Below are 22,701 nucleotides of genomic sequence, written 5' to 3'. Positions count from 1 at the left end.
GCTTCGAAAGCCTTGGGCAGTGCTTTATCGGTGGCGGCGCTCCTCCTCTTGCAGCAGGGCCTGCAAGGTGTCCAGGCGTGCGCCCTCAAAGGCGATCACCGTGCCTTGTTCAAACACCCGGCGTGACAGGCCGGTGAGCACCGCGCCCGGTGGCAGTTCGATTTGCAGGCGCACGCCGCGCTCGTAGGCGCTTTGCACGGTGCCGCGCCAGTCGACGACGCGGCACATGTTGAAGGCCAGGTCGTCGCGCAGTTGCTCGGGGTTGTGAATCGGCCGTGCGCGGGTGCTGCTCAGGTAGGTGATGCGCGGCGTCTTGAGCGTACCGAAGGCTTGGGCCAGGGCCTGTGCCGGTTGGTCCAACAATGCGCAATGGGAGGGCACGCTGACAGCCAGGCGCTTGGCGATGCCGTTGCCCTTGACGCGGTCGGCGACACGTTTCATGGCCTGGTCGCTGCCGGCGATGACGGTCTGATTATCGGCATTGATATTGGCCAGATACACCGGGGTTTCAGGGCTGTGGATTTCGGCCAGCAGGTTTTCGACGGTGGATAACTCGGGGCCGATGATCGCGGTCATGCCGTAGCCCTGTGGGTAAGCGTTTTGCATCAGCTCACCGCGCAGGCTGACCAGCTTGATTGCATCGCTGAAGTCCAGGGCATCGGCGATCACCGCAGCCGGGTAAGCACCGATGGACAGGCCTGCAACGTAATCCGGGGTGTGTTGCAGCTGGCGGGCATGGACGACACCGGCGATCAGCAGGCAGAGTTGTACAGCGCGGGTATTGGCCAGGGCCTCGGCCGAATCCAAGGTGCGAACGTCTTCACCCAAGGCATCGCTGGCCTGCTCCAGCACGTCGGCCGGCACCGCCTGGAGCATGCCCGGGCGCTGGGCGCCCTGCCCTGGGAACACCAGAAGGCTGCTCATGCCACGGCCTGCCAGGGATCAATGACCAAATGCGCACCGTTGGCGGTTTTCAACAGCACCCGCCGTGATGGACCGGCCCATTCGCGCAAGGCGACGGCGCCGAAAGGTGTCTGCAGTTGCAGGTCCACGGCACACGTAACTTCATCCAAAGTGGCCAGCAGGTCGCGTGCATCGTTGCGATCCAGCGGCTCGGGCGTGCGCAGAATCAGGTCCAGGTCGCTCTGGGCATGCAGGGCTTCAATGCCCGTTGCCAACTCAAAACCTGCACTGCCCGTGACGCCCCAACTCAATGGCGCCAGCACGGGCCGCAGTTGATCGAGGGCCTGCAATGCCGGTAGATCCCTTGTCGACACCACATCGCGCAACGCTTCCGGCGCGACCCGCCGCTGTACGGCTGCCATCGGCATCAACGCGGCAAACCGCTGCTCGCGCAAACGCCCACGCACGCCCACCGCGACAAAGCCAGGCGCGACGATGGCGCGACGCACGACTACCGTGCCAACCGCATCCTTCGCCCACCCCGGCGCGTCAGCGGGCAGGTGCGCCGGGGTCATGCCCCAGAGCAGGTCGTGGGCGTTCACCATTGCTCCCGCAGCAGTTGGCGCACGTGGCTGGAGGCGGCGCGGTTGGTAGCGCCGAGGCGGCTGCTCAAGTCGGTGTTGCCGATATCCTTGATCGCATGCACCAGGCAATCGCCGACCCGCGCCACGTCGTCCGCAGTGGGCTGTTCGATCTGGCTGACCGAGAGAGTCTCCCACAACAGACCGAGGCTGGCATAGCTGTCAATGTCATAGGCCATCGGCGGCACGCTGGCGGCCAGGGCTTCCAGCTCTTCGACGCTGCGCAGGGTCACCCGCGCCGCCGAAGCCTTGCCCATGGCGTGCACCATCACGCCGGGGTCGCGCAGGGCGATCAGGCGGTTGGCCTGGTAACCGTGGGCGAGGAACGCGCCGGACATGGCCTTGCCCACCAGCAGCGCGATCACCGGGTGCCCGGCCAGCCGTGCGCGAGCGTAGCTGTCGGCGGCGGCCGCCAGCGCCTGGTGGATGCCGAGGGCTTCTTCGCGCCGGCCGTAGGCTTGGCTGGGCACGTCGACAATGGCGATGATTGGGCGCTTGTCGCCACGGGCGATGGCTTCATCGACAGCCTTCGCCAACCCCCAACCTTCCAGCAAACCGACTTCGCCATTGCGTGCGCGGGGGAAACGGTTTTGGGCGTCGGTGACCACGGCGATAAAGCGTACGGCTTGTTCGCCCAGCAGGCCGTCGGCCACTTTCACGGAGTTCGGCAAACCCTCGACAGGCGTGGCGCCGGCGCTCAATGCGTTGAACCACTGCAAACCTCTCATGAGCGTTCTCCTTGATACAGCGCGCGCACCGTCGCCGGGTCTATCTGCGGCGTAGCGTCCAGTTCGGCCAGGCGCGCCAGGTAATATTCGGATTGGCGGCTGCGTTGTCGGGCGGGCAGGCCTTGTTGCAGCAGCGCACTCACAGTCTGTTGAATCTCGGCCACATCGTCCGCCACGTAACGGTCGGCCAAGCCACTGTTGAAGCGTTGCTCGCCGCCGGTAAGGCTCCAGATGAAGGGCCGGTCGCGGGAGTCGTACTCTTCAAGCCCCGCTTCCTGTTCGATCACTTGCGGGCCATTCAAGCCAAGGCGTGCTTCTCGAGTGACCACCAGGTAACTGCACAACCCGGCCGCGATGGACATGCCGCCAAAGCAACCGACACTGCCCGCCACCACGCCGATCACCGGCTGGTACTGACGCAGGTCGACAATCGCCGCATGGATATCCGCAATCGCCGCCAGGCCCAGGTTGGCCTCCTGCAAGCGCACGCCACCAGTCTCCAGCAACAACACAGCGCGGGTCGGGATGCCCTTGCGATTGTCTTCGGCCGCCAGTTCCAATGCGCCGGCGATTTTCGCACCGCCCACTTCGCCAAGGCTGCCGCCCTGGAAGTTGCCTTCGATGGCGGCAATCACCACCGGTTTCCCGCCGAGGCTGCCCTTGGCGATCACCACACCGTCATCGGCCTGGGGCACCACACCCTGGCGGCTGAGCCACGGCGACATGACACGCTGGAACGGGTCGATCAATTCGCGGTAAGAGCCAACGTCCAGCAAAGCCTTGGCGCGCTGCCGAGCGCCCAGCTCGACGAAGCTGTGTCTGGCGAGCAAGTCAGTCATGGCCGACCTCCTCGAAACCCTGCTCCAGGCGCAGGCGCACCACGCCAGGGGTGGCACCGAAGTCGTGAATATCGATGTTCAAGGCCGGTGGCGTCTGCTCCTGGAACATCCTCTCGAACAGATGTTGCCAGCGTTGTTCGGCGCCGTTCACCGAAGTCTGCACCTGGATGGTCAGGGTGCCCGGCGTGCCCGGTTCCAGCAGCACTTCCAGGTCGCCCGAGCCGACGCAACCCACCAGCGCACGGCCTTTTGGCGGCTGCCCGGCGGGGAATTCAAAGGATAAGGTTTCCATCACAACGCTCCGTCGAGGCGGTCGATAAACAGGCAGGCGGCCAACAGGTCGGCGGCGCCGCCGGGGGAGGCATTCAGGGCCAGCAGTTGCTGGTCCAGCTCATGCAGTTGGCGGCGACCGGCCAGGGTTGCGCTGCCGCCAGCGTCCAGCACGGCTTGGGCACCGTGCTGCATGGCCTGAAGGCCTTCGGTGCCGGCGCGGTAGAGCACGCAAGTGTCGGCCAGCTCGGTCATGATCGCGAGCAAGGCGTCCAGGCGAGCGTTCTGTTCACCGGCATGGTGCAGGCGGCTTTTACGCAGTTGCGGCAGGCCACGTTGCACCACGGACGGGAAGCCGAGCTGCGCTTCTTCACGGGCACCGCGTGCGCCGTAGCGTTGGGCAACCTGGGCACCATGGCTCATGGGTTGTGGGGCGAAACGGTCGTGGAGCAGGGCCAGTCTGGCGGCAGTCAGCGTCACGGCGCGTGGTTGCAGCGCGGCGGCGGCGGTGAGCAACCCGAGTGCCCAGATCGCGCCACGATGGGTGTTCACGCCGTTGGTGGTGGTCAGCATTGCCTGCTCACCGTCACGGCCAAGACGCCCGAGGGCTTCACGCAGGGGCAAACCGACTTCACCGATCTCAATCGCGGCCTCGGCCATTTCCTTGAACATCGGCCACAGCGACAACGCCGAAGCGTGCATCAGGCCCAAGTGCAAATCGCTATGGGCGCCGTTGCCACGCCTATCCACCAGGGCGGGTTTGGGCGACAGGTCGGCTTCATCGATCAGCGCATCGACGGCCATGTCAGCCAGGCGATCCGCAAGGCTGAGTTCATGCAGTTTGAGGGCGCGCATTTACCAGCTCCTGAATTTGGCGGGCGGGTTGTACAGGCCGCCAGACCAGTCCACCAGGTCGGCTACACTCTTGGCGGCCAACAACTCGCGGGTGGCGTCGGTGCGGCGAATCCCCAGGTCTTCGGGCAAGGCGATCAGGCCTTCGCGGCGCATGCGTGCGGTGTCCTTGGGGTTGTGGCGCATGCCGATGGCCGTGACGCCCGCGACAGCGGCGATCATCGCCTGGCGCTCTTCGAGGGAGCGCGCCTTGTACAGGTAGGCGATGCCTTCTTCGGTGAGCAGATGGGTGACGTCATCACCGTAGATCATGATCGGCGCCAGGGGCATGCCGCTTTTGCGTGCGACTTCCACGGCGTCGAGGGTGTCGACGAAGGTGGGTTTGCCGCCTTCCTGGAAGGTCTCGACCATTTGCACCACGAGTTTTTTGCCGCGCTCCAGCAAGGCTTCGGGCGCATCGTCGTGGCGCATGTCCAGCCATGCGGGTGTGCCATGGCGGCGACCGCGTGGGTCATGGCCCATGTTCGGCGCACCACCAAAACCGGCGAGTCGGCCACGGGTCACGGTGGAGGAATGGCCGTCGCCGTCGACTTGCAGGGTGGCGCCGATAAACAGGTCCACCGCGTATTGGCCGGCGAGCTGGCAGAACATGCGGTTGGAACGCATCGAGCCGTCGCGACCGGTGAAGAACACATCCGGGCGGGCGGCGATGTAGTTTTCCATGCCCAGTTCGGTGCCAAAGCAATGCACGCTTTCCACCCAGCCGCTTTCGATGGCGGGGATCAGCGTGGGGTGCGGGTTGAGTGTCCAGTTGCGGCAGATCTTGCCCTTGAGGCCGAGGGATTCGCCGTAGGTCGGCAGGATCAGCTCGATGGCGGCGGTGTTGAAACCGATGCCGTGGTTGAGGGACTGCACGTTGTGTTTTTCGTAGATGCCACGGATCGCCATCATCGCCATCAACACATGCACCGGCTTGATGTGGCGGGGATCGCGGGTAAACAGTGGCTCGATATAGAACGGCTTGTCGGCCACCACCACAAAGTCCACCCAGCTCGCGGGGATGTCGACGCGGGGCAAGTCGGTAACGTCGTCCACCAACTGGTTGACTTGCACGATGACGATGCCATCGCTGAACGCAGCTGGCTCGATCAGCGCCGGAGTGTCTTCGGTGCTGGCGCCGGTGTAGATGTTGCCGGCGCGGTCGGCCATGAAACCGGCGGAGAGCACCACATTGGGGATCAGGTCCACCACCAGCCGCGCATAGAGTTCGATGTAGGTGTGGATCGCGCCGATTTCCAGCAGGCCGTCTTCGAGCAACTGGCTGATGCGCAGGGATTGGGTGCCGGCGAAGGAAAAGTCCAGCTTGCGGGCGATGCCTTTTTCAAACAGGTCCAGGTGCTCGGAGCGGCCGACACTGGGCATGATCATGTGCAAATCGTGGAGCTTGGCCGGGTCGGCCTTGGCCAGGGAGCGCGAGAGGAAATCAGCCTGTTTCTGGTTGTTGCCTTCCAGCACCACGCGGTCGCCGGGGAGGATCAGCGCCTCAAGCGCCTCGACGATCCTGTCGCTGGGCAGCACCGCACCGTCTGCGTATTGCCTGACCAGCCCGAGCCGCCGCTGCTTCTCGTCGCGCCGCCGCGTCCAGCGTGAGTCGGGGGTGATTGTTGTTGTCATGGTCGCTCCACGGGTTTGCTGTCGTGGGGCTTACCTTAGGAGTGATTGAGGGGGCCATCAATCAAGCTGAGCGCTGGACTGTTACGCCTGGATTAATGATGGCTCAATGAACACGAGCGTTCAGGTGCTTTGCCATTCGCTGCGGTGGAACCATATGGTTCTTAACAACGCCAACGCGGCAAAACCGTGCAGCCCCAACACAGCCGCCCAACTCCACTCCCACAGGCCCGACAGCGCCTGGGCGTAAACCGGCGACAGCAGCAAGAGCAGCGCCACCAGCGCACAGCCGCCCAGTTGCTCCCAGTTTCTCAAGCGATTGGGACGGGAGGTTATCGCGTAACCCAGCAGGGCACCCAGGCACACCATCAGCAGGCTCAGCAAGTCGTGCTCGTCGACGGGAGGCCAGCCCAGCAGGTTGAGTGGCAAGCACACCGCGAACACGGTGAACGCGCAAATCGCGACGTACACAAAGGCGTATTCAAGCGCGTCCAGCAGACGATCACGGATAAACCCTCGAGCCTGTTTGTCTTCTTCAGGGGTGGGTCCTTGGGTTATCGCCACCGCCAGCAGGCCCGAGCCAAGACCGCCCAGGGTCATGACCACAAAGTTGCTCACCACGCCTTTGATAGCCTTATCGGCGCCGACCAGCTTGAGGCTTTCGAGGTACACCAGGATAAACACCGCGCCTGCGGTGGTAATCATGAACCCCCACAGCTTCCCACGATTGGACTGCACGTTCATGGTCACCGCTGCCGTGAGCACCAGCACGCCAAACCACATCAGAAGCGTGCCGGTAAACCGGTTGAGGTCGTACAGCCAGGCAAACCCATCCAAAAGCCACATTGCGTCGATACTTCTGTCGAAAAACTTCCTTGGCTATCGGCAGTGGGGTGGGGATCTTTACGATGGGAAAGGAACAAGTGATCCGCACCCCGTCACAATTCACCAGGACGCCTCTCCTACATTTTTGATCGAGTCATGCCCACTGATATCCAGCCAACAGGCCCTCCACGTTTCCCTGCAACGTGGTCGTGCTGTCAATCAACTGGGCTAAGAGCGGCTCGTCCTCATCCATATACCCTTCGTACTCCGCCAGGTTCCGACGCTCATGACACAGCGCCAACAACCTCACCTGCACCTTGCCGGCACCTGTGGTGTGAACCAGGCATTGAAACACCAGATAGCGTTTGTCCGAGCGATACCCCTGCAAGCGCAAGGCCGTGAGGGCGATAGCATGAGCCGCGTTGTAAGCCAGGTCGAAACGACTGGCGAATGATAACTGTGGGTTGCCGGCATCCCTCAGCCGATCCCTGGCTGAACGCATCAGCCCATCACACTCTTTGCGATCCGGCGGCTCAGCCTTCAAACCGCCGCTACGTTGCAGATTCTCCAGGTTTACCTTGCTGTCCATCCGTGGATTCCAGGGGGTTGCCCCCAATCAGATTGATCTTGTCCTGCTGCACGACCCGCTGCACAAAACTGTTCCCCGCATTCCATTTGCCGATCCAGTCTTCAGGGGTGTAAAGCGTCGGGTTGATGGTGCGGCCCAGCTGCTCTTCCAGCGGCATGAGCTGCTCCATGACTTCACTGTAGTTGAGGCTTTCGCCGATCAACATGAGATCTATGTCACTGGATGAGTGTGCTTCGCCCTTGGCGATGGAACCGTAGACAAAGGCCCAGGTTATCTGCTCGGCGAAAGATGCCAGTGCATTACGCAAGGGCTCGTCCAGGCTCAGGGTCTTGCGCACGATGGCTAACAATTCCGAGTAGATCGGGCATTGAGGATTTGCTTGGTAATGGGTCTGGTTGCCCTGGCGCGTCATACTCAAGATGCCTGCCAACTGCAAACGTTCCAGTTCACGCGTAAGGCTACCCTTGCCAACCTGGGCCCAGCGTGCAATTTCATTGGTAAAGAAGCTTTGGTCGGGCTTGCCGAAAAGTAGACCCAGCACTTTTTGCTGGGTAGCGGTGAAGAGCGCGGTGCTGAGCGGCAAGGTTTGCATGGCAGCGGCCAAAGAGTCCCAAAAAGGGAACGATAGGTCCCTTTTTGGGAACGATCAAGTTTTAAGCGGCTGGATAAGGGGAAATCTGTTCCAGGGCACGATCCACCAGCAATTGCCCCAACTCCGCCATTTGCTGGATGCCGAGCATGATCGCGCGCTGGGAGGTGTCCAGGTCGAAGGCGAGGTTGCAAGTGAGTGCGTTGAGGGAGGACAGGGTTTCGCTGGCGTTGACCAGCAGGGTTTCGGTGTCTTGGTGAGGGTTTACGGTGAAGAGGGGCGGATTGGGGGTTGGTTTGATCATGATGAAACTCCTAAACAGTGAGTAAGGAGCGCCACCTTTCGCTTGCACGCGAATAAGGGTGGCGACCGTGCGCAGGTGTGCAAGACCGGGCCTGTTTAGGACACCCAGCAGGTCCGAAGACCTCCTGCGCGCAGCCGCCATAAAGCAGCGAGCACAAAAAACGCCCGTTGGATGGCTGGGCGTTTGTACGCCTAAACAGTTTCGTCGGACTTGCACGTCCGTGTCACCGTTTTTTGCGATGACGGGACGAAGACTAGGCGCGCTGTCCGCGCCCGACAAGTTCATGCACAGCCCAAAATCTTGCAGGAAAAATCCGAAGCCCAGTCCATCACAGCCCCATCACCACCTTGATCGGGCCAAGACCTTCGAGGGCATAGCTGTTGTACTCGTACACTCGCCCCTGAATATCCAATGTAAGCACGCCCTCATGCTCACTCACTTGAACATTGGGTTCCTTGGTTTTCAGAAAAGGATGCGCCGACACCAATGTGGTGAGTATTTCCCGATCGTTACTCAAGTTCCTATGCACGTAGTAGCGGTATGAAAAGCCCACCGTTGCACCGCCTTGGCCATCCCGCGCGCCATAGATCGAGGAGCCGTTGCCCAAGGAATGCTTCAACACCACTTCGTCCAAATCCGGTGTTCCGGGTGATAGTAACCAACTGCCTGCGATATAAATCAGGCAGCCCACCAGCAGGCAGTTACGCAGGATCGGTATGAGGCCTTCAGTAGCCTTGTGAAATCGCATACTCGATACCTCTCCTTATCCAATATTGATCTCGCGGGTCATCACCAAAAGGATCATCTCCCCACCATGAGCCAAAATCCGGCAGGGTGGTTTTGGCGATGGTTTGAGCAACTCCTGCAGCCCGCAGTAACACATGATCGGGAATGCCTAACACCGTGCCCGTGGCACCGTAATTGAAATTACCAAAAGCCTCGTATTGACGCCCTTGCTTCTTGTAGTTCCACGGCCCTGCAGCTCTGACCTGCGAATAAAACCAAGAATAGGCAAACGCCGAACCCGGCCTGAGATGGATGCGCTTGCACTTGGCAATCGCCATATTTTCAAACATTGAAACACCGGGAGGCATTAACGGCACAGCCATTTGCGTGTCCTTACTGGCAAAGGGAAGCGCCGAACCTAGCATCCCACTCAGGCCAGAAAACCGGCCCAATCCAGTTAAAGAAATTACTTACACAAATAACATTCAGTTCCGACATTTTTGGGCGGTTTGGGTCGCGACGGCCTGTCAAACACAGAGGATCAAATGTAAGACAGAGCTTGCCCCCGATTGCGGTGGGTCAGGTATAGAAGTATCAACTGACAGTCAGCCATCGGGGGCAAGCCCCCTCCCACATTTTGATATTCACTGGGATTGAGAATGAGGGATCAGGCCAGGCCGGACTCTACCAGCAGTGCCTCCAGGCCGAGCAAATCCGGCACCTTCGCCACATGCTCGCCCACCTGCACCGCCGCCAGCTCCAGCGGGCACAGCGGCACATCCACGTAGCTCAACTCACTGTCGAGCTTGTACGACCGTGGAATCCCCTGGATCACCAGCGCAATAAACTTCAACGTCGGCCGCCCACCCAGCGCATTCAGCACCACGATCCGCGAGCGTTCGCCGGTCACGCTTGCTTCGCCGCACACCGCTTCGAAGCTGATCAGCGGGATCTGCCGGTCGCGCCAGGTCACTTGTCGCAAGTACCACGGCGGCGCGTCGCTGGCCGGTTCGCCGCGCTGGAAGTCGATCAGCTCGGCGATGGCGACGTTGGGCAGCACCAGGTGGCGATCGGCCAGGGGCAGCAGCAGGCCGGTGAGTTGGCTGGTGCGGTGGTCAAGCATGGGACTTGCTCCAGTAGGCGATGCTTTCGAGCAGCACCGATTCCTGGTACGGCTTGCCGAGGTAGTCGTTGACGCCGATGGCCATGGCGCGGTCGCGGTGTTTCTGGCCGGTGCGCGAGGTGATCATGATGATCGGCAGGCGCATCAGCCGGGGGTCGTTGCGCACTTGGGTGGCGACTTCGAAGCCGTCCATGCGCGGCATTTCGATGTCGAGCAGCATCAGGTCCGGTGTATGTTCTTCCAGCACTGCCAGCGCATCGATGCCGTCTTTCGCGGTGAGCACGTTCATGCCGTTGCGCTCCAGCAGGCGGCTGGTGACTTTGCGCACGGTAACCGAGTCGTCCACCACCAGCACCAGCAACGGGCGCTTTTTCAGCGGGTCGTTGAGGATCAGTGGCGCGTTGACCGGCTGGGCCGGCAGCGCGGGTTGCCGCGCACGGATATGCGCCAGCAGGTCAATGATCAGCACCACGCGACCATCGCCCAGGATCGTCGCGCCAGACAAGCCCTGCACACCGGCAAACTGCGGCCCCAGGCCCTTGACCACAATCTCCCGCGTGCCGGCCATGGCGTCCACATGGATGGCCACGTGCCGTTCATTGCACTGCACCAGCAGTACCGGCACCGGTTGATACTGGCCCAGCAGTTTGGGGCGGCTGACGGTGTGCAGCAGGTCGCCCAGGTAGAACAGTTCGTAACGCTGGCCGGCGTATTCATAATACGGCGGGTCTTGCTGGTAATGCCCGGCCAGTTCATGGGGCAGCACCCGCACCAGGCCCTCGATGGTGTTGAGCGGGATCGCGTATTGATCGTCCGCGCACTGCACCATGAGTGCACGGTTGACCGATACGGTGAACGGCAAACGAATGCGGAAATGCACACCCTCGCCCGGGGTCGAGTCAATGACCATCGAGCCGCCGAGCTGGCGAACCTCTTCATGCACCACGTCCATGCCCACGCCGCGCCCGGAAATCTGCGTGATCTTTTCAGCCGTGGAGAACCCCGGCTGCAGGATGAACTGCAACACGTCGCGGTCGCTCATCTCTTGATGCGCCCCGAGCAGGCCACGCTTGATCGCCTTGCGCCGCACGGCTTCCAGCGGCACGCCGGCGCCATCGTCGCGCATATCGAAGACGATATCGCCGCCTTCGTGGGTCAGGTCCAGGGTGATGCGGCCTTTCTCCGGCTTGCCGGCCAGCAGTCGCGCATCGCGGGACTCCAGGCCGTGGTCGACGGCATTGCGCAACATGTGTTCCAGGGGCGCCGCCATGCGTTCCAGCACATTGCGGTCCATCTCGCCTTCGGCGTTGCCGACGATGAATTCCACGTCTTTGCCCAACTCGCCCGCCACCTGCCGAACGATGCGCTTGAGGCGTGGCAGCATGCGTTCGAACGGCACCATGCGCGTGCGCATCAGGCCTTCCTGCAACTCGGTATTGATGCGTGCCTGTTGTTGCAACAGGCCATGGGCGTCCTCGTTGCGGCGTTCAAGGGTGTCCTTGAGGTCGAGCAGGTCGGAGGCCGATTCGGACAGCGCACGGGACAGTTGCTGCAACTGCGAATGGCGGTCCATCTCCAGCGGGTCGAATTCTTCGTAGCCCAGGCGCTCGGCCTCGGCCTGCTGGCGGCTGAGGATGCGGCCCTGGGTTTCGGTGTCGAGACGCCGCAGCTGGTCGCGCATGCGTGAGAGAGTGGTTTCCACTTCCGTGAGGACGATGCGTGCGTCGTTGACCTGCTGCTCGATACGGCCGCGGAAAATAGACGTTTCACCGGCCAGGTTGACCAGATCATCCAGCAGCTCGGCGGAGATCTTCACCATGTCGGCAGCCGGGTCCACCACGGCCTCCGCCTTGCCTGCGGGCAACGCCACCGGCGTCACCGGCTCCTGGTTTGGGTGCACCAGGCTTTTGATGCGCTCGATGAGCTTGTCCACCGAGCCGACCGGCAAGCCGTCCGCCACGGCATCGATCATCTGCGCCAGGCGGTCGTGGCAGCCCTGCAGCAACGCGAACAGCTCAGGCGACGGCGCGAGCAAGCCGGCAGACAGGCCTTCGTAGAGGAATTCCAGTTCGTGAGCCAGGTCGCCAATGGGGGTGATCTCGACCATGCGCGCGCCGCCCTTGAGGGTGTGCAGGTCGCGCAACAGGGTTTCCACTTCCTGGCGGTTGCCGGGCTCGGCCTGCCAGCGCGACAGCGCTGCACTGGAACTGTCGAGAATGTCGGCCGCCTCTTCGAGGAAGATATCCAGCAATTCCGGGTCGGCGCCCGACGCTGCTGGCGCAGCGGCGGATGCGGCAGGCGCGTTGCCTTGGCGCAACGCCCGCACCTTGGCGATCAACTCGGCGTTGTCACTCAAGGGTTGGTGATGCTGGAGCTCTTCAAGCTGCAAGGCCAGATGCTCATGGCTGGCCATCAGCACCTGGGAGAGCTCGGTGGAGTAACTGTAGCGACGGTCCACCAACCCTTCGTACAGGCATTCCAACTCATGGGCCAGGTCGCCAATCGGGCCGATCTCGGCCATGCGTGCACCGCCCTTGAGGGTGTGCAGGTCGCGCTGCAACGACGACAACGGCGCGGCGTTGTCAGGTTCCAGCAACCAGCGCTTGAGCGACTGGCCGGCGCTGTCGAGGATGTCCACGGCTTCTTCGAGAAAGATCTCGACGATCTCGTCGTCCATCGTGATTTCGTGATCCAACTGCTGGGTGGCGGCGCCCAGTTCGGCAATGCTCAGCACTTGGCTGCCATCGCGTTTGATCAAGCCGGTGGCGGACGGGTCGAGGGCTTCATCGAGCAGCTCGCGCAAGGCCTCGACACGGGCCGGCGCCGGGCTGATTTCCTGGCCGGCGGCCAGTTGGTCGAGCATGCTGATCAGCGCTTCATGGGCCTGCTCGGCCTCGTGGAAAAACCGCTCGCTCACCGCCAGGCTGCTCTCCTCCACCGCGCCATAGAGGTCGAGCAGGGCTTCGCAGAGTTCGTCGATGGCGTGCAGATCCGCAACATGCGCTCCCTCGCCCAGGGTGGTCAGTTCATCCAGCAGCGCAGTCAGCTCCTGGCGCTCGCCGGGGTGCTGCTGCCAGCGGCGCAGCAGGCTTTCGGCGTCGAGCAGGATGTCCATGCCTTGGGCCAGAAAGTTGGCGATCAGCTGCGGATCGCGCTTGATGCGCACGTCGAGCAGCGCTTCAAGCTGCTGATCCAACAGGCTTTGGGTGCGCTTGATCAGGCCCTCTGCACCGTTGATCGGCGCCAAGGGATCACTGTCCAGGTCGCGCAGCCCACGCTGGAACAGACCTTCGGCTTCCAGCAGCAACTCCACTTCATCCAGGTCCAGCGGCAGACGGTGGGCCTTGTACTCGCGGGTCAGGTGGTCCAGCGGGCGCGCCAGTTCGGCGATCGGCAGCACGCCGGCCATGTAGGCGCTGCCCTTGAGGGTGTGCAGGGCGCGTTGCAGCTCATCGCTGACTTGCAGCGGCACATGCTCGGCGGCCTGTTGCAGGAAGTGGTTGAGGCTGTCCAGGTGGCTCTGGGCTTCGTTGCGGAAAATCTCCAGCAACATCGGGTCATGGGGTTCGGCGGCCGCTACTTGTGTACCGCTGGCCAAGGCGTGCGCGCGGGCGGCCAGGGCGTCGACTTCATCACGTTGGCGCTGGCCGTCGATGGCAAAGTCAGCAATCAATTCCGGCAACAGGGCCACCGCTTCATCCAGCACCTGTTGCACCTCGGGGCCGAGCACCACGCTGCGCTCCAGCACACGGTTGAGCAGGTTTTCCACGGCCCAGGCCAGCTCGGCCAAGACCAGGGCGCGCACCATGCGGCCGCTGCCCTTGAGGGTGTGGAAAGCGCGGCGCATTTCGCCTTGGGCGGTTTTGTCCGCGCTGCTGGGCAGATGACGGTGCAGCACCTCGAGGACTTCGTCGGTCTCTTCGAGGAAAACTTCGCGCAGTTCGTCGTCGATGGGCTCCTCGTCGGCGGGCGGCGGCAACAGGCTGCCGGGGCGTTGCAGGGCCGGCGGGTTGAGGCGCGACGTCGGACTGGCCAGGGCGTCGTACTGCGATTGGCTCGGCGCAAGCTCGGCCGGCAGTGTGGCATCGGGTGCAACCAACGCCTGGCGCCAGGGTTTCTCGACGGGCAGGTAACCCAGCGCCGCCAAGCCTTGAGTGGCCAACTCCAGCACGCGCTCACCTGCGGCATCGGGGTCCTGGAGCATGCGCTCGAGGTAATACTCCAGGCTGCTGATCACGTCGGCGAAATGCGCCAATTGCATCTCGGACGGTGGCGCATCGCTGCCCATCAACTGTTCGTCGACGTAATCCGTGCATCCGCGCATCAGGCTCGCCGCACGGGGCAAAGGGATCATCGCCAGGGCGCCACGCACCTGGCTCAGCAGCTCGGGCAGGGACTCCAGGCGCTGGCGGTCCCAGTCGGCTTCAATGCAGTCGATCACCAGTTCCTTGGCTTGCTTGAGGCACTGGCAGGATTCGCGGATCACCAATTGGTGGATCTGGGTCAGATCGGTGGTGGGCAGGCGGCTTTCTTCGCGGCTTTCCGGCTCGACGGTGCCGACCATGCCGGCCAGTGTGGCTTCGACGTAGAGCAAGGCGCCGGCGACGTCCATCAGCACAGCGTCGTTAGGCTCGCGCTGGCCTTGGGCCAGGCTCAGTACCACGGCGAGTTGATCGATGATGACCTTGCGCGGCTGGCCGAAACCCAGCACCGCCAGGGTGTCGGCGATCTGCCGCAGCGGTGCGAGCAGCGCATCCAGGTCGCTGGTGTGCTGGCGGTCGCTGCGTACGAACAAGTCGAGGCGCTCCTTGACCCGCACCAGCTCTTCGCACAACGCGCCCAGCACCGAACCCATGGCGTTGCGGTCCGGCCCGGCCAGGCGCGCGCGCTCGGCGTCGACCACCGCGCTGTCGGGCAAGGCCTCATCCAGGCCGTAGCGTTCCTTGAGGCTTTGCATGCGCGGCGTCGGCCGAGTGACCTTGGCGACGTAAAACAACAGGCTTTTGAGCAGTTCATCCGGCGCTGCCTGATTGATCCCGCCGATGCCCTGGGCCAGCAGGCGCTTGAGCTGTCTGTCGCTGGCCTTGAGCAGGCTGCGCAGCGCCGGACTGTTGGCGATCACGCCGGTGAGCATGCCTTCGACCAGCGCCGAGGTGACTTGCCACAATGGCAACAACGGCGCGCCCTGGCACAAGGCTTCGAGGCGCGCGAACACCCGCGCCATGTCTTCCAGGTTGCTGGGGCCATGGTCTTCGCGCAGCAACCCGGCCAAGGCCTGTTGCAGCAGTTGGTGCCACTGGCGCAGTTGTTCTTTCAGGTCGGGCACGGCACGTTGGGCCAGGGCCTCATCAGGCAGCGGCGCGATGCTCAGCAGTTGCGGGCTGAACAGGCTGGTCTCCGACAGCAGGCTTTCACCACGCGCGCTGCGCAGGTCATTGAGCAATGGCAACACCACCAGCGGCAAGTCGCGGCGGGCGCTGTGCACACGGTCCAGGTACAGCGGCAATTGGTTGAGGGCCTGTTGCAGCAGGCGGATGCTTTCGTCGCGCTGGCTCACACGGTCGGCTTGCAGGGCCTGCGCCAGCTCTTCGATTTCCTCGGCCAGCAGGGCTGCACCATAGAACTCGACCATTTGCAGCGCGCCATGCACTTGATGGACACACGCCAGGCACTCGCCGATGGCATCGCCGTCTGAGGTTTCGACGTACGCATCGAGCGCCGAACGGGCCTGTTTCAGGGTTTCGGCAATGTCGCCCTTGACCCATTCGAGGGCCACGTAGTCGTGCCGATCAACCATAACTGCTCCGCTTGGAATTCATGGGTTGCTGGTGGTGCGAGATATCAAGACAGATAGAGATCACATGTGGGAGGGGGCTTGTCTCCGATGGCGGTGCATCAGTCAAAGATTGGGTGACTGACCCACTGCTATCGGGGGCAACCCCCCTCCCACATGTGTAGTGCATTTCAATCATCAGCCTGTTTAGCCGCTGGCAAGGTGAACCCCGACACCGACCGGCGCAGCTGGCTGGCCATTTTCGCCAGGTTGCCGATGCTTTCTGCGGTGGCCGTGGAGCCCGAAGAGGTCTGGGTGGTGATCTGCTGGATCACGTTCATGGTCAGGGAGATCTGCCCCGCCGAACTCGTCTGCTGCTGCGCCGCGTTGGAGATGCTCTGGATCAACGCTGCGAGGGTTTTCGACACGCCTTCGATCTCTTCCAGCGCCACCCCGGCATCCTGGGCCAACCGTGCGCCGCGCACCACTTCGGTGGTGGTCTGCTCCATGGAAATGACCGCTTCGTTGGTGTCGGCCTGGATCGCCCGCACCAGGGTTTCAATCTGCCGCGTCGCCGCCGACGAACGCTCGGCCAGGCGTTGCACTTCATCGGCCACCACTGCAAAGCCGCGCCCGGCGTCCCCGGCCATGCTCGCCTGGATCGCTGCGTTGAGGGCGAGGATGTTGGTCTGCTCGGCAATATCGTCGATCAGGCTGACGATATCGCCAATTTCCTGGGACGACTCGCCCAGGCGCTTGATGCGCTTGGCTGTGTCCTGGATCTGTTCGCGAATGTTGTCCATGCCGTGGATGGTGTTGTGCACCACCTCGTTGCCCTTGTTGGCAATTTCCACCGAGCGCTCCGCCACCGCCGACGATTCGGCGGCGTTGGCTGACACCTGGTCGATGGACTGGGCCATCTGGTTGATCGCCGTGGACGCTTCGGCGATCTGCTGGGCCTGGTGCTCCGAGGCCTGGGCCAGGTGCATGGCAGTGGCCTGGGTGTCCTGCACCGCACCGGCGACTTGCCCGGCGGTGAGGTTGATGGTGGCAACCAGATCGCGCAGCTGGTCGACGGAATAGTTGATGGAGTCGGCGATGGTGCCGGTGAAGTCTTCGGTCACCGAGGCCGTCACGGTGAGGTCGCCGTCGGCCAGGTCTTCGATTTCATCCAGCAGGCGCATGATCGCGTTCTGGTTGCGCTCGTTCTTCTCGGCGGTTTCATGCAGTTGGCGGTTGGTCTCGCGCACCATCACCAGGCCGATCAGGATGATCGAGGTCAGCGCCAGCAGGCCCAGTACATAGCCGCCGATGGTGTCGAAACTGCGGCCACTGGCCAGGTTTTCGAAACCGGTGGCCAGGTGCGAGGCTTCATCGAGCAGGGTTTGTGACAGGTTGAAGATGTTGCTCGCCGAAGCGCGCACCTGGAACAGTTGCGGCGAGGTTTCGAGAATTTCATCCACCGAGCCGGAGACAAACTCGAACAGCTCGGCGATTTCCGCCAGCCGCGCGCGGGCATCGCGGTCTTCGACCTGGGTGATGCGCAGGCCGGGGTTGCCCTGGAGCATGCCGTTGAGCACCTGGCCGAAACGGTTGGCATCGCGGCCAAAGGCGTCGGCGGCCTGCACGGCGGTTTCGTCGCCGGCCAGTACGGTGTTCACCGCCCCCAGGATACGCTCGGCCAGCAACGACTGGCGCTGGGCCAGGGCGACCTGGCTGGCCGGGGCACCGCGTTGCAGGAGGATGTCGACGACCTTTTCCGACTCCACCTGCAACTGCGGAACGGTTTCCGCCAGGGTCGCCGCGACCTGGTGCAAGGACAGCACGGTCTGCTCACTGGCGAGAATCGCGTCGGTGTTTTTCAGCAGCGCTTCCCAGTCGGTCTGCACCGCACGCATTTCGGCACGTACCGCACTGGGCGCAGCCGGCAGGCCGGTTTCCGGATCACCTTTTTTCAGGTAGCCCCAGCGCTGGGCGAAGTCGTTGCGCGCATCGCCCAGCAACTTGAACGCAGCAGCCTTGCCGGCGGCGGCTTCGGTGGCGTTCTTGGCAATGCGCTGGGACAGCACGCGCAACTCACCGGCGTGGCCGATGTACTGCTTGTCATAGGTGGACTGGGTGTTGAGGTACGCAAAGTTGGCAAACAGCAACATGATGAACACGATCAGTGCAATGAACAGCACAATGATCTGGGAACGACTGCGCGACGCGGCCTGAGGTTTTGGCGGGGTAACGGTGGTCATGCGGCAACATCCATGAAGCCTGGGGCCTGGGCCAGGGCGAAGGGGCTGAAGACCTGCCACTGCGGGCTGCCCTCGAAACGTCCCTGGATAAACGGCGCGCCGGGGGCGGCACTCGCCAGCAGTGCGTCTTGTGCGAAATGCTGCATTCCCACCACCTCGTCCACCAGCAGCCCGACAAACAAATCGTTGAATTCCACCACCAGTACGCGCCGCTGTTTGCGTGCCTTGGACAGCTCGAGGCCGAGGAACCCGCCCAGGTCCATCACCGGCAACAAGCGCCCACGCAGGTTAGCCACACCCTTGACCCAGGCCTTGACCCCGGGCATCAGCGTGCAGCGCGGTTCATGCAGGACTTCGGCAACTTCGCCCATGGGCGCCACATACCAGTGCTGCCCCAGGCGAAAGCCGATCCCGCTCCAGCGTTGCAGGCGGGTTTCCTGGGACGGCAGGTCGGCGGCCAACAGGCGACAGCGGCGGTCGATGTCCAGCAGCAGCTCAAAGGCGGTTTGCGACTCGGTCATGATGGCGAACCGTCAGCCGGCCAGCACCTTGTTCAGGGTGGCGATCAGGGTTTCTTCATCCACCGGCTTGGTCAGGTAGTCCTTGGCGCCCTGGCGTGCGCCCCAGATCTTGTCGGTTTCCTGGTCCTTGGTGGTGATGATGATGATCGGGATGCCGTTGGTTTCTGGCTCCTTGGACAGCTGGCGGGTGGCCTGGAAGCCATTGAGGCCCGGCATCACGATGTCCATCAGGACGGCGTCGGGTTTTTCCTGGCGGGCCAGGGCCACGCCATCCGCACCGTTTTCAGCCTTGAGGACCTGGTGGCCGTGCTTTTCCAGCATGCCGGTCAGTTTGTACATTTCGGTCGGCGAATCGTCGACGATCAGAACACGTGCCATGGTTTTCCCCACTACATAGGTGGACGCCGGCCCTTGTGAGGCGGCGTCAGTGTGCTTGTTCTACTACGGCGAACCCTGGCACGTAGGCCTTGATCGCGCCCAGCAGTTCTTCCTTGCTGAAAGGCTTGGTCAAAAACTGATCGACACCCACGATGCGCCCCTTGGCCTTGTCGAACAAGCCGTCCTTGGACGACAGCATGATCACCGGGATCGACTTGAACGCCGGGTTGTTCTTCACCAGCGCGCAGGTCTGATAGCCATCCAGGCGCGGCATCATGATGTCGACAAAAATAATGTGCGGGTGATGATCCACAATCCGGGCCAGGGCATCGAAACCGTCGATGGCCGTGATGACATCGCACCCCGTGTTCTTCAACAAGGTCTCGGCGGTGCGGCGGATCGTCTTCGAATCGTCGATCACCATCACTCTCAAGGCGTTGGAATGCTGTTCCATATCTGCTCTGCCATCGCCACAGCGAATCGGTTTTCGGTGTGTACTGCCTGATGTTGCACAGGATGAGCGCCGCAAGCCTTGGAATTCAAGGGCTGCTGCGCCGTGGCAGTCTTTTTAGCACAGTCTCCGGGCGCAATCTATCGAGCAACCGGCCAGGTGGTTTTTCCTTGACCCACAACAGCCGCAGCGCCACTCTGACGCCACTTTTATGCGCCCTAATTTGCTAGAGGAAATCCCCCATGAGCGTTCGCGTCGGCATTGTCATGGACCCTATCGCCAGCATTTCCTATAAAAAGGACAGCTCGCTGGCCATGCTCCTGGCCGCCCAGGCCCGCGGCTGGACCTTGTTCTATATGGAGCAGCGCGATCTTTACCAGGGTGACGGCGAGGCCCGCGCACGTATGCGCCCGCTGCAGGTGTTTGCCAACCCTGAGAAGTGGTTCGAGCTGCAAGACGAAATCGACAGCCCACTGAGCGACCTGGACGTGATCCTGATGCGCAAGGACCCGCCGTTCGACATGGAATTCGTCTACTCCACCTACCTGCTGGAGCAGGCCGAGCGCGCCGGCGTGCTGATCGTCAACAAGCCGCAGAGCCTGCGCGACTGCAACGAAAAGCTGTTCGCCACCCTGTTCCCACAGTGCACACCACCGACCGTGGTCAGCCGCCGCGCCGATGTGCTGCGCGAGTTCGCTGCCAAGCATGGTGATGTGATCCTCAAGCCGCTGGACGGCATGGGCGGCACCTCGATCTTCCGCCACCGCGCCGGCGACCCGAACCTGTCGGTGATCCTGGAAACCCTGACCGCCCTGGGCACCCAGCAGATCATGGGCCAGGCCTATCTGCCGGCGATCAAGGACGGCGACAAGCGCATCCTGATGATTGACGGCGAGCCGGTGGACTACTGCCTGGCGCGCATCCCGGCCGCCGGCGAGACCCGTGGCAACCTGGCGGCCGGTGGTCGTGGCGAAGCCCGCCCTCTATCGGACAAGGACCGCTGGATTGCCGCCCAGGTTGGCCCGACCCTGCGCGAAAAAGGCCTGCTGTTCGTGGGACTGGACGTCATCGGCGAGAACCTCACCGAAATCAACGTCACCAGCCCCACCTGCATTCGCGAGATCGACAACGCATTTGGCACGAACATCGGCGAAATGTTGATGGCCGCCATTGAGCGCAAGCTGCAAGCCAAGTGATATAGAACAGCCGGACACGCACCAACATTGCGCTATCATGCCCCACCTGTGAAACGCGCGATGTTGGTTTTTTGTCATGACACTCCCGTCCGAGCTACCCCCCGAACTCTCCCACAGCGGCGTGCGCCCGGCTGATCGGCTCGGATTTACCCTGTTCCTGGCAGCGTTGATTCACTTGGCCCTGATCCTCGGCGTGGGTTTCACCATGGTCGAACCCAAGCAAATCACCCAGACCCTGGAAATCACCCTCGCCACGTTCAAGAGCGAAAAGAAGCCCGAGAAGGCTGACTTTCTCGCCCAGGACAACCAGCAAGGCAGCGGCACCCTCGACAAGAAAGCCGTGCCGAAGACCACCGAAGTGGCGCCGTTCCAGGACAACAAGGTCAACAAAGTCACCCCACCACCGGCGCCCAAGCCGGAGGTCAAGCAGGCAGCGCCCAAGCCCGCCGTGACCACCATCGCACCCAAACCGCAGAAAGCCCCGGCCCAGCGCGAAAAAACCAAGACCGAACCCACGCCCGAGCCTGTAAAACCGGCACCGACTTTCGACAGTTCGACCCTGTCCGACGAAATTTCCAGCCTCGAAGCCGAACTGGCCAACGAACAGCAGCTGTACGCCAAGCGCCCGCGCATCTATCGGCTGAACGCCGCATCGACCATGCGCGACAAAGGCGCCTGGTACAAAGACGAGTGGCGCAAGAAGGTCGAGCGTATCGGTAACCTCAATTACCCGGAGGAAGCCCGACGCCAGCAGATTTACGGAAATTTGCGACTATTGGTGTCAATCAACCGCGACGGCACGCTCTATGAAGTGCAGGTGCTCGAGTCGTCCGGCCAGCCGTTGCTGGACCAGGCCGCCCAGCGCATCGTGCGCCTGGCCGCGCCCTTTGCGCCGTTCAGCGGCGATTTGAACGACGTCGACCGCCTGGAAATCATCCGCACCTGGAAGTTTGCCAAGGGTGATCGGCTGTCGAGCAATTGATGACAATTACCAGCTGTGGCACATCACCAGCTTGTCAGTTCGCCCCTCCACCGCCACACTATCGAACATGAAAAACGTCAGCCCGACCTACCTCAAGCATCAATTCCTGATCGCCATGCCCCATATGGCCGACCCGAACTTTGCGCAGACCTTGACCTACATCGTCGAGCACACGGCCAATGGTGCCATGGGGTTGGTGGTCAACCGCCCGCAAGAGCTGAACCTGGCGGATATCCTTGAGCAACTGCGCCCCGAGCTTGACCCGCCGGCCCGGTGCCAGGGCGTGCCGATTTACATCGGCGGGCCGGTGCAGACTGATCGTGGGTTTGTACTGCACCCGAGCGGGCCGAAGTTCCAGGCCACGGTCGATCTGGACGGCGTATCGCTGTCCACTTCCCAGGACGTGTTGTTCGCCATCGCCGACGGCGTGGGGCCTGAGCAAAGCGTGATCACCCTCGGTTACGCGGGGTGGGAAGCCGGCCAATTGGAAGCCGAACTGGCCAGCAATGCCTGGCTGACCTGCCCGTTCGACGCCGACATCCTGTTCAACACCGCCAGTGAACTGCGCCTGGACGCAGCTGCGGCGACGCTGGGGATCAACCTCAACCTGCTGACCAGCCAGGCGGGACACGCCTGATGGCTTTGCGTCTGATCCTCGGGTTTGACTACGGCACCAAACAGATCGGCGTAGCCGTAGGCCAGGTGATCACCGGCCAGGCCCGTGAGCTGTGCACCTTGAAAGCCCAGAACGGCGTGCCGGACTGGAACCAGGTTGAAGCCCTCATCAAAGAGTGGAAGCCCGACGCGGTCGTGGTCGGCCTGCCCCTGAACATGGACGGCACCCCCAGCGACATGTGCCTGCGTGCCGAAAAATTCGCCCGCCGCCTCAATGGCCGCTACAACCTGCCCTTCTATACCCACGACGAACGCCTCACCACCTTTGAAGCCAAAGGCGAGCGACGCGACCGTGGCGGGCAGAAAGGCAGCTACCGCGACAACCCGGTAGACGCCATCGCCGCCGCCCTGCTGTTGCAGGGTTGGCTGGATGAAAACACCGCTTTATTTGAATCCTGACAGACGCGGCTTGCCGCGTCTTT

At 62.6% G+C, this 22,701-nt stretch carries 23 protein-coding genes; 4 read left to right on the top strand and 19 right to left on the bottom strand.

The window, feature by feature from the left end; all coding sequences use genetic code 11:
- Positions 1 to 24: 24 nt before the first annotated feature.
- The 19 genes from mdcH to pilG all read right to left on the bottom strand — a co-directional run bounded on the left by mdcH (position 25) and on the right by pilG (position 19,429).
- Positions 25 to 924 (bottom strand): malonate decarboxylase subunit epsilon, encoded by a 900-nt coding sequence (mdcH, locus tag BMX59_RS06545; RefSeq protein ID WP_093120662.1) that lies wholly within the window; start codon positions 922 to 924, stop codon positions 25 to 27.
- Complete coding sequence (locus BMX59_RS06540) at positions 921 to 1,508, bottom strand: malonate decarboxylase holo-ACP synthase (protein ID WP_093120659.1); 588 nt, start codon at positions 1,506 to 1,508, stop codon at positions 921 to 923. The genes mdcH and BMX59_RS06540 overlap by 4 nt, the downstream gene beginning before the upstream one ends.
- Complete coding sequence (gene mdcE, locus BMX59_RS06535; RefSeq protein WP_092242015.1) at positions 1,502 to 2,272, bottom strand: biotin-independent malonate decarboxylase subunit gamma; 771 nt, start codon at positions 2,270 to 2,272, stop codon at positions 1,502 to 1,504. The genes BMX59_RS06540 and mdcE overlap by 7 nt, the downstream gene beginning before the upstream one ends.
- Positions 2,269 to 3,111, bottom strand: a complete 843-nt coding sequence (locus BMX59_RS06530) for a biotin-independent malonate decarboxylase subunit beta (protein WP_093120655.1) — start codon at positions 3,109 to 3,111, stop codon at positions 2,269 to 2,271. The genes mdcE and BMX59_RS06530 overlap by 4 nt, the downstream gene beginning before the upstream one ends.
- Positions 3,104 to 3,403: a malonate decarboxylase subunit delta gene (locus BMX59_RS06525; protein ID WP_071490357.1), complete on the bottom strand. Its 300-nt coding sequence runs from the start codon at positions 3,401 to 3,403 to the stop codon at positions 3,104 to 3,106. The genes BMX59_RS06530 and BMX59_RS06525 overlap by 8 nt, the downstream gene beginning before the upstream one ends.
- The gene (locus BMX59_RS06520) at positions 3,403 to 4,236 is read right to left on the bottom strand and encodes a triphosphoribosyl-dephospho-CoA synthase (RefSeq protein WP_092242009.1); all 834 of its coding nucleotides are present in this window, start codon (positions 4,234 to 4,236) and stop codon (positions 3,403 to 3,405) included. The genes BMX59_RS06525 and BMX59_RS06520 overlap by 1 nt, the downstream gene beginning before the upstream one ends.
- Entirely contained in the window at positions 4,237 to 5,907 is a 1,671-nt protein-coding gene (gene mdcA, locus BMX59_RS06515) for a malonate decarboxylase subunit alpha (protein WP_093120652.1), read from the bottom strand. It abuts the gene before it with no gap.
- A 120-nt stretch (positions 5,908 to 6,027) separates the two neighbouring features.
- On the bottom strand, positions 6,028 to 6,750 hold the full coding sequence (locus tag BMX59_RS06510) for a hypothetical protein (protein ID WP_093120649.1): 723 nt from the start codon (positions 6,748 to 6,750) through the stop codon (positions 6,028 to 6,030).
- 133 nt (positions 6,751 to 6,883) lie between these two features.
- On the bottom strand, positions 6,884 to 7,318 hold the full coding sequence (locus BMX59_RS06505) for a hypothetical protein (RefSeq protein WP_092242400.1): 435 nt from the start codon (positions 7,316 to 7,318) through the stop codon (positions 6,884 to 6,886).
- The gene (locus tag BMX59_RS06500) at positions 7,281 to 7,910 is read right to left on the bottom strand and encodes a nucleotidyltransferase domain-containing protein (protein ID WP_092242000.1); all 630 of its coding nucleotides are present in this window, start codon (positions 7,908 to 7,910) and stop codon (positions 7,281 to 7,283) included. The genes BMX59_RS06505 and BMX59_RS06500 overlap by 38 nt, the downstream gene beginning before the upstream one ends.
- A 61-nt stretch (positions 7,911 to 7,971) precedes the next feature.
- Complete coding sequence (locus BMX59_RS06495; RefSeq protein ID WP_092241997.1) at positions 7,972 to 8,211, bottom strand: DUF6124 family protein; 240 nt, start codon at positions 8,209 to 8,211, stop codon at positions 7,972 to 7,974.
- A gap of 328 nt (positions 8,212 to 8,539) precedes the next feature.
- On the bottom strand, positions 8,540 to 8,959 hold the full coding sequence (locus BMX59_RS06490; protein WP_058426571.1) for a hypothetical protein: 420 nt from the start codon (positions 8,957 to 8,959) through the stop codon (positions 8,540 to 8,542).
- Entirely contained in the window at positions 8,937 to 9,320 is a 384-nt protein-coding gene (locus BMX59_RS06485) for a polymorphic toxin type 44 domain-containing protein (protein WP_081049329.1), read from the bottom strand. Before BMX59_RS06485 ends, BMX59_RS06490 begins: the two co-directional genes overlap by 23 nt.
- A 284-nt stretch (positions 9,321 to 9,604) precedes the next feature.
- Complete coding sequence (locus tag BMX59_RS06480; RefSeq protein ID WP_058426570.1) at positions 9,605 to 10,060, bottom strand: chemotaxis protein CheW; 456 nt, start codon at positions 10,058 to 10,060, stop codon at positions 9,605 to 9,607.
- Complete coding sequence (locus tag BMX59_RS06475; RefSeq protein WP_093120644.1) at positions 10,053 to 15,857, bottom strand: Hpt domain-containing protein; 5,805 nt, start codon at positions 15,855 to 15,857, stop codon at positions 10,053 to 10,055. Before BMX59_RS06475 ends, BMX59_RS06480 begins: the two co-directional genes overlap by 8 nt.
- Positions 15,858 to 16,024: 167 nt before the next feature.
- Positions 16,025 to 18,076, bottom strand: coding sequence for a methyl-accepting chemotaxis protein (locus tag BMX59_RS06470; protein WP_071490363.1), 2,052 nt, complete (start codon positions 18,074 to 18,076; stop codon positions 16,025 to 16,027).
- On the bottom strand, positions 18,073 to 18,597 hold the full coding sequence (locus BMX59_RS06465; protein WP_093120641.1) for a chemotaxis protein CheW: 525 nt from the start codon (positions 18,595 to 18,597) through the stop codon (positions 18,073 to 18,075). The genes BMX59_RS06470 and BMX59_RS06465 overlap by 4 nt, the downstream gene beginning before the upstream one ends.
- A gap of 12 nt (positions 18,598 to 18,609) precedes the next feature.
- The gene (pilH, locus tag BMX59_RS06460; RefSeq protein WP_014720320.1) at positions 18,610 to 18,975 is read right to left on the bottom strand and encodes a twitching motility response regulator PilH; all 366 of its coding nucleotides are present in this window, start codon (positions 18,973 to 18,975) and stop codon (positions 18,610 to 18,612) included.
- 46 nt (positions 18,976 to 19,021) lie between these two features.
- Positions 19,022 to 19,429 (bottom strand): twitching motility response regulator PilG, encoded by a 408-nt coding sequence (gene pilG / locus BMX59_RS06455; protein ID WP_071490365.1) that lies wholly within the window; start codon positions 19,427 to 19,429, stop codon positions 19,022 to 19,024.
- Between the two features lie 239 nt (positions 19,430 to 19,668).
- Here pilG and gshB point away from each other — a divergent pair, with 239 nt between their 5' ends.
- The 4 genes from gshB (at position 19,669) to ruvX (ending at position 22,678) form a co-directional block, all read left to right on the top strand.
- Positions 19,669 to 20,622: a glutathione synthase gene (gene gshB / locus BMX59_RS06450; RefSeq protein ID WP_028618297.1), complete on the top strand. Its 954-nt coding sequence runs from the start codon at positions 19,669 to 19,671 to the stop codon at positions 20,620 to 20,622.
- A 76-nt stretch (positions 20,623 to 20,698) separates the two neighbouring features.
- On the top strand, positions 20,699 to 21,604 hold the full coding sequence (locus BMX59_RS06445; protein ID WP_058426564.1) for an energy transducer TonB: 906 nt from the start codon (positions 20,699 to 20,701) through the stop codon (positions 21,602 to 21,604).
- Positions 21,605 to 21,671: 67 nt separating this feature from the next.
- Entirely contained in the window at positions 21,672 to 22,241 is a 570-nt protein-coding gene (locus BMX59_RS06440; protein WP_071490368.1) for a YqgE/AlgH family protein, read from the top strand.
- On the top strand, positions 22,241 to 22,678 hold the full coding sequence (gene ruvX, locus BMX59_RS06435; RefSeq protein WP_003195067.1) for a Holliday junction resolvase RuvX: 438 nt from the start codon (positions 22,241 to 22,243) through the stop codon (positions 22,676 to 22,678). The genes BMX59_RS06440 and ruvX overlap by 1 nt, the downstream gene beginning before the upstream one ends.
- Positions 22,679 to 22,701: the final 23 nt, after the last annotated feature.

The organism is Pseudomonas sp. NFR09 (assembly GCF_900111535.1).
Lineage (GTDB): Bacteria > Pseudomonadota > Gammaproteobacteria > Pseudomonadales > Pseudomonadaceae > Aquipseudomonas > Aquipseudomonas extremorientalis.
This window is presented reverse-complemented; position numbering and strand designations above follow the sequence as displayed.

Excerpts from the sequence above, each read along its gene's own strand:
- mdcH (WP_093120662.1), bottom strand. The coding sequence starts at position 924 with ATGAGCAGCCTTCTGGTGTTCCCAGGGCAGGGCGCCCAGCGCCCGGGC.
- BMX59_RS06540 (WP_093120659.1), bottom strand. The coding sequence starts at position 1,508 with ATGGTGAACGCCCACGACCTGCTCTGGGGCATGACCCCGGCGCACCTG.
- mdcE (WP_092242015.1), bottom strand. The coding sequence starts at position 2,272 with ATGAGAGGTTTGCAGTGGTTCAACGCATTGAGCGCCGGCGCCACGCCT.
- BMX59_RS06530 (WP_093120655.1), bottom strand. The coding sequence starts at position 3,111 with ATGACTGACTTGCTCGCCAGACACAGCTTCGTCGAGCTGGGCGCTCGG.
- BMX59_RS06525 (WP_071490357.1), bottom strand. The coding sequence starts at position 3,403 with ATGGAAACCTTATCCTTTGAATTCCCCGCCGGGCAGCCGCCAAAAGGC.
- BMX59_RS06520 (WP_092242009.1), bottom strand. The coding sequence starts at position 4,236 with ATGCGCGCCCTCAAACTGCATGAACTCAGCCTTGCGGATCGCCTGGCT.
- mdcA (WP_093120652.1), bottom strand. The coding sequence starts at position 5,907 with ATGACAACAACAATCACCCCCGACTCACGCTGGACGCGGCGGCGCGAC.
- BMX59_RS06510 (WP_093120649.1), bottom strand. The coding sequence starts at position 6,750 with ATGTGGCTTTTGGATGGGTTTGCCTGGCTGTACGACCTCAACCGGTTT.
- BMX59_RS06505 (WP_092242400.1), bottom strand. The coding sequence starts at position 7,318 with ATGGACAGCAAGGTAAACCTGGAGAATCTGCAACGTAGCGGCGGTTTG.
- BMX59_RS06500 (WP_092242000.1), bottom strand. The coding sequence starts at position 7,910 with ATGCAAACCTTGCCGCTCAGCACCGCGCTCTTCACCGCTACCCAGCAA.
- BMX59_RS06495 (WP_092241997.1), bottom strand. The coding sequence starts at position 8,211 with ATGATCAAACCAACCCCCAATCCGCCCCTCTTCACCGTAAACCCTCAC.
- BMX59_RS06490 (WP_058426571.1), bottom strand. The coding sequence starts at position 8,959 with ATGCGATTTCACAAGGCTACTGAAGGCCTCATACCGATCCTGCGTAAC.
- BMX59_RS06485 (WP_081049329.1), bottom strand. The coding sequence starts at position 9,320 with ATGGCTGTGCCGTTAATGCCTCCCGGTGTTTCAATGTTTGAAAATATG.
- BMX59_RS06480 (WP_058426570.1), bottom strand. The coding sequence starts at position 10,060 with ATGCTTGACCACCGCACCAGCCAACTCACCGGCCTGCTGCTGCCCCTG.
- BMX59_RS06475 (WP_093120644.1), bottom strand. The coding sequence starts at position 15,857 with ATGGTTGATCGGCACGACTACGTGGCCCTCGAATGGGTCAAGGGCGAC.
- BMX59_RS06470 (WP_071490363.1), bottom strand. The coding sequence starts at position 18,076 with ATGACCACCGTTACCCCGCCAAAACCTCAGGCCGCGTCGCGCAGTCGT.
- BMX59_RS06465 (WP_093120641.1), bottom strand. The coding sequence starts at position 18,597 with ATGACCGAGTCGCAAACCGCCTTTGAGCTGCTGCTGGACATCGACCGC.
- pilH (WP_014720320.1), bottom strand. The coding sequence starts at position 18,975 with ATGGCACGTGTTCTGATCGTCGACGATTCGCCGACCGAAATGTACAAA.
- pilG (WP_071490365.1), bottom strand. The coding sequence starts at position 19,429 with ATGGAACAGCATTCCAACGCCTTGAGAGTGATGGTGATCGACGATTCG.
- gshB (WP_028618297.1), top strand. The coding sequence starts at position 19,669 with ATGAGCGTTCGCGTCGGCATTGTCATGGACCCTATCGCCAGCATTTCC.
- BMX59_RS06445 (WP_058426564.1), top strand. The coding sequence starts at position 20,699 with ATGACACTCCCGTCCGAGCTACCCCCCGAACTCTCCCACAGCGGCGTG.
- BMX59_RS06440 (WP_071490368.1), top strand. The coding sequence starts at position 21,672 with ATGAAAAACGTCAGCCCGACCTACCTCAAGCATCAATTCCTGATCGCC.
- ruvX (WP_003195067.1), top strand. The coding sequence starts at position 22,241 with ATGGCTTTGCGTCTGATCCTCGGGTTTGACTACGGCACCAAACAGATC.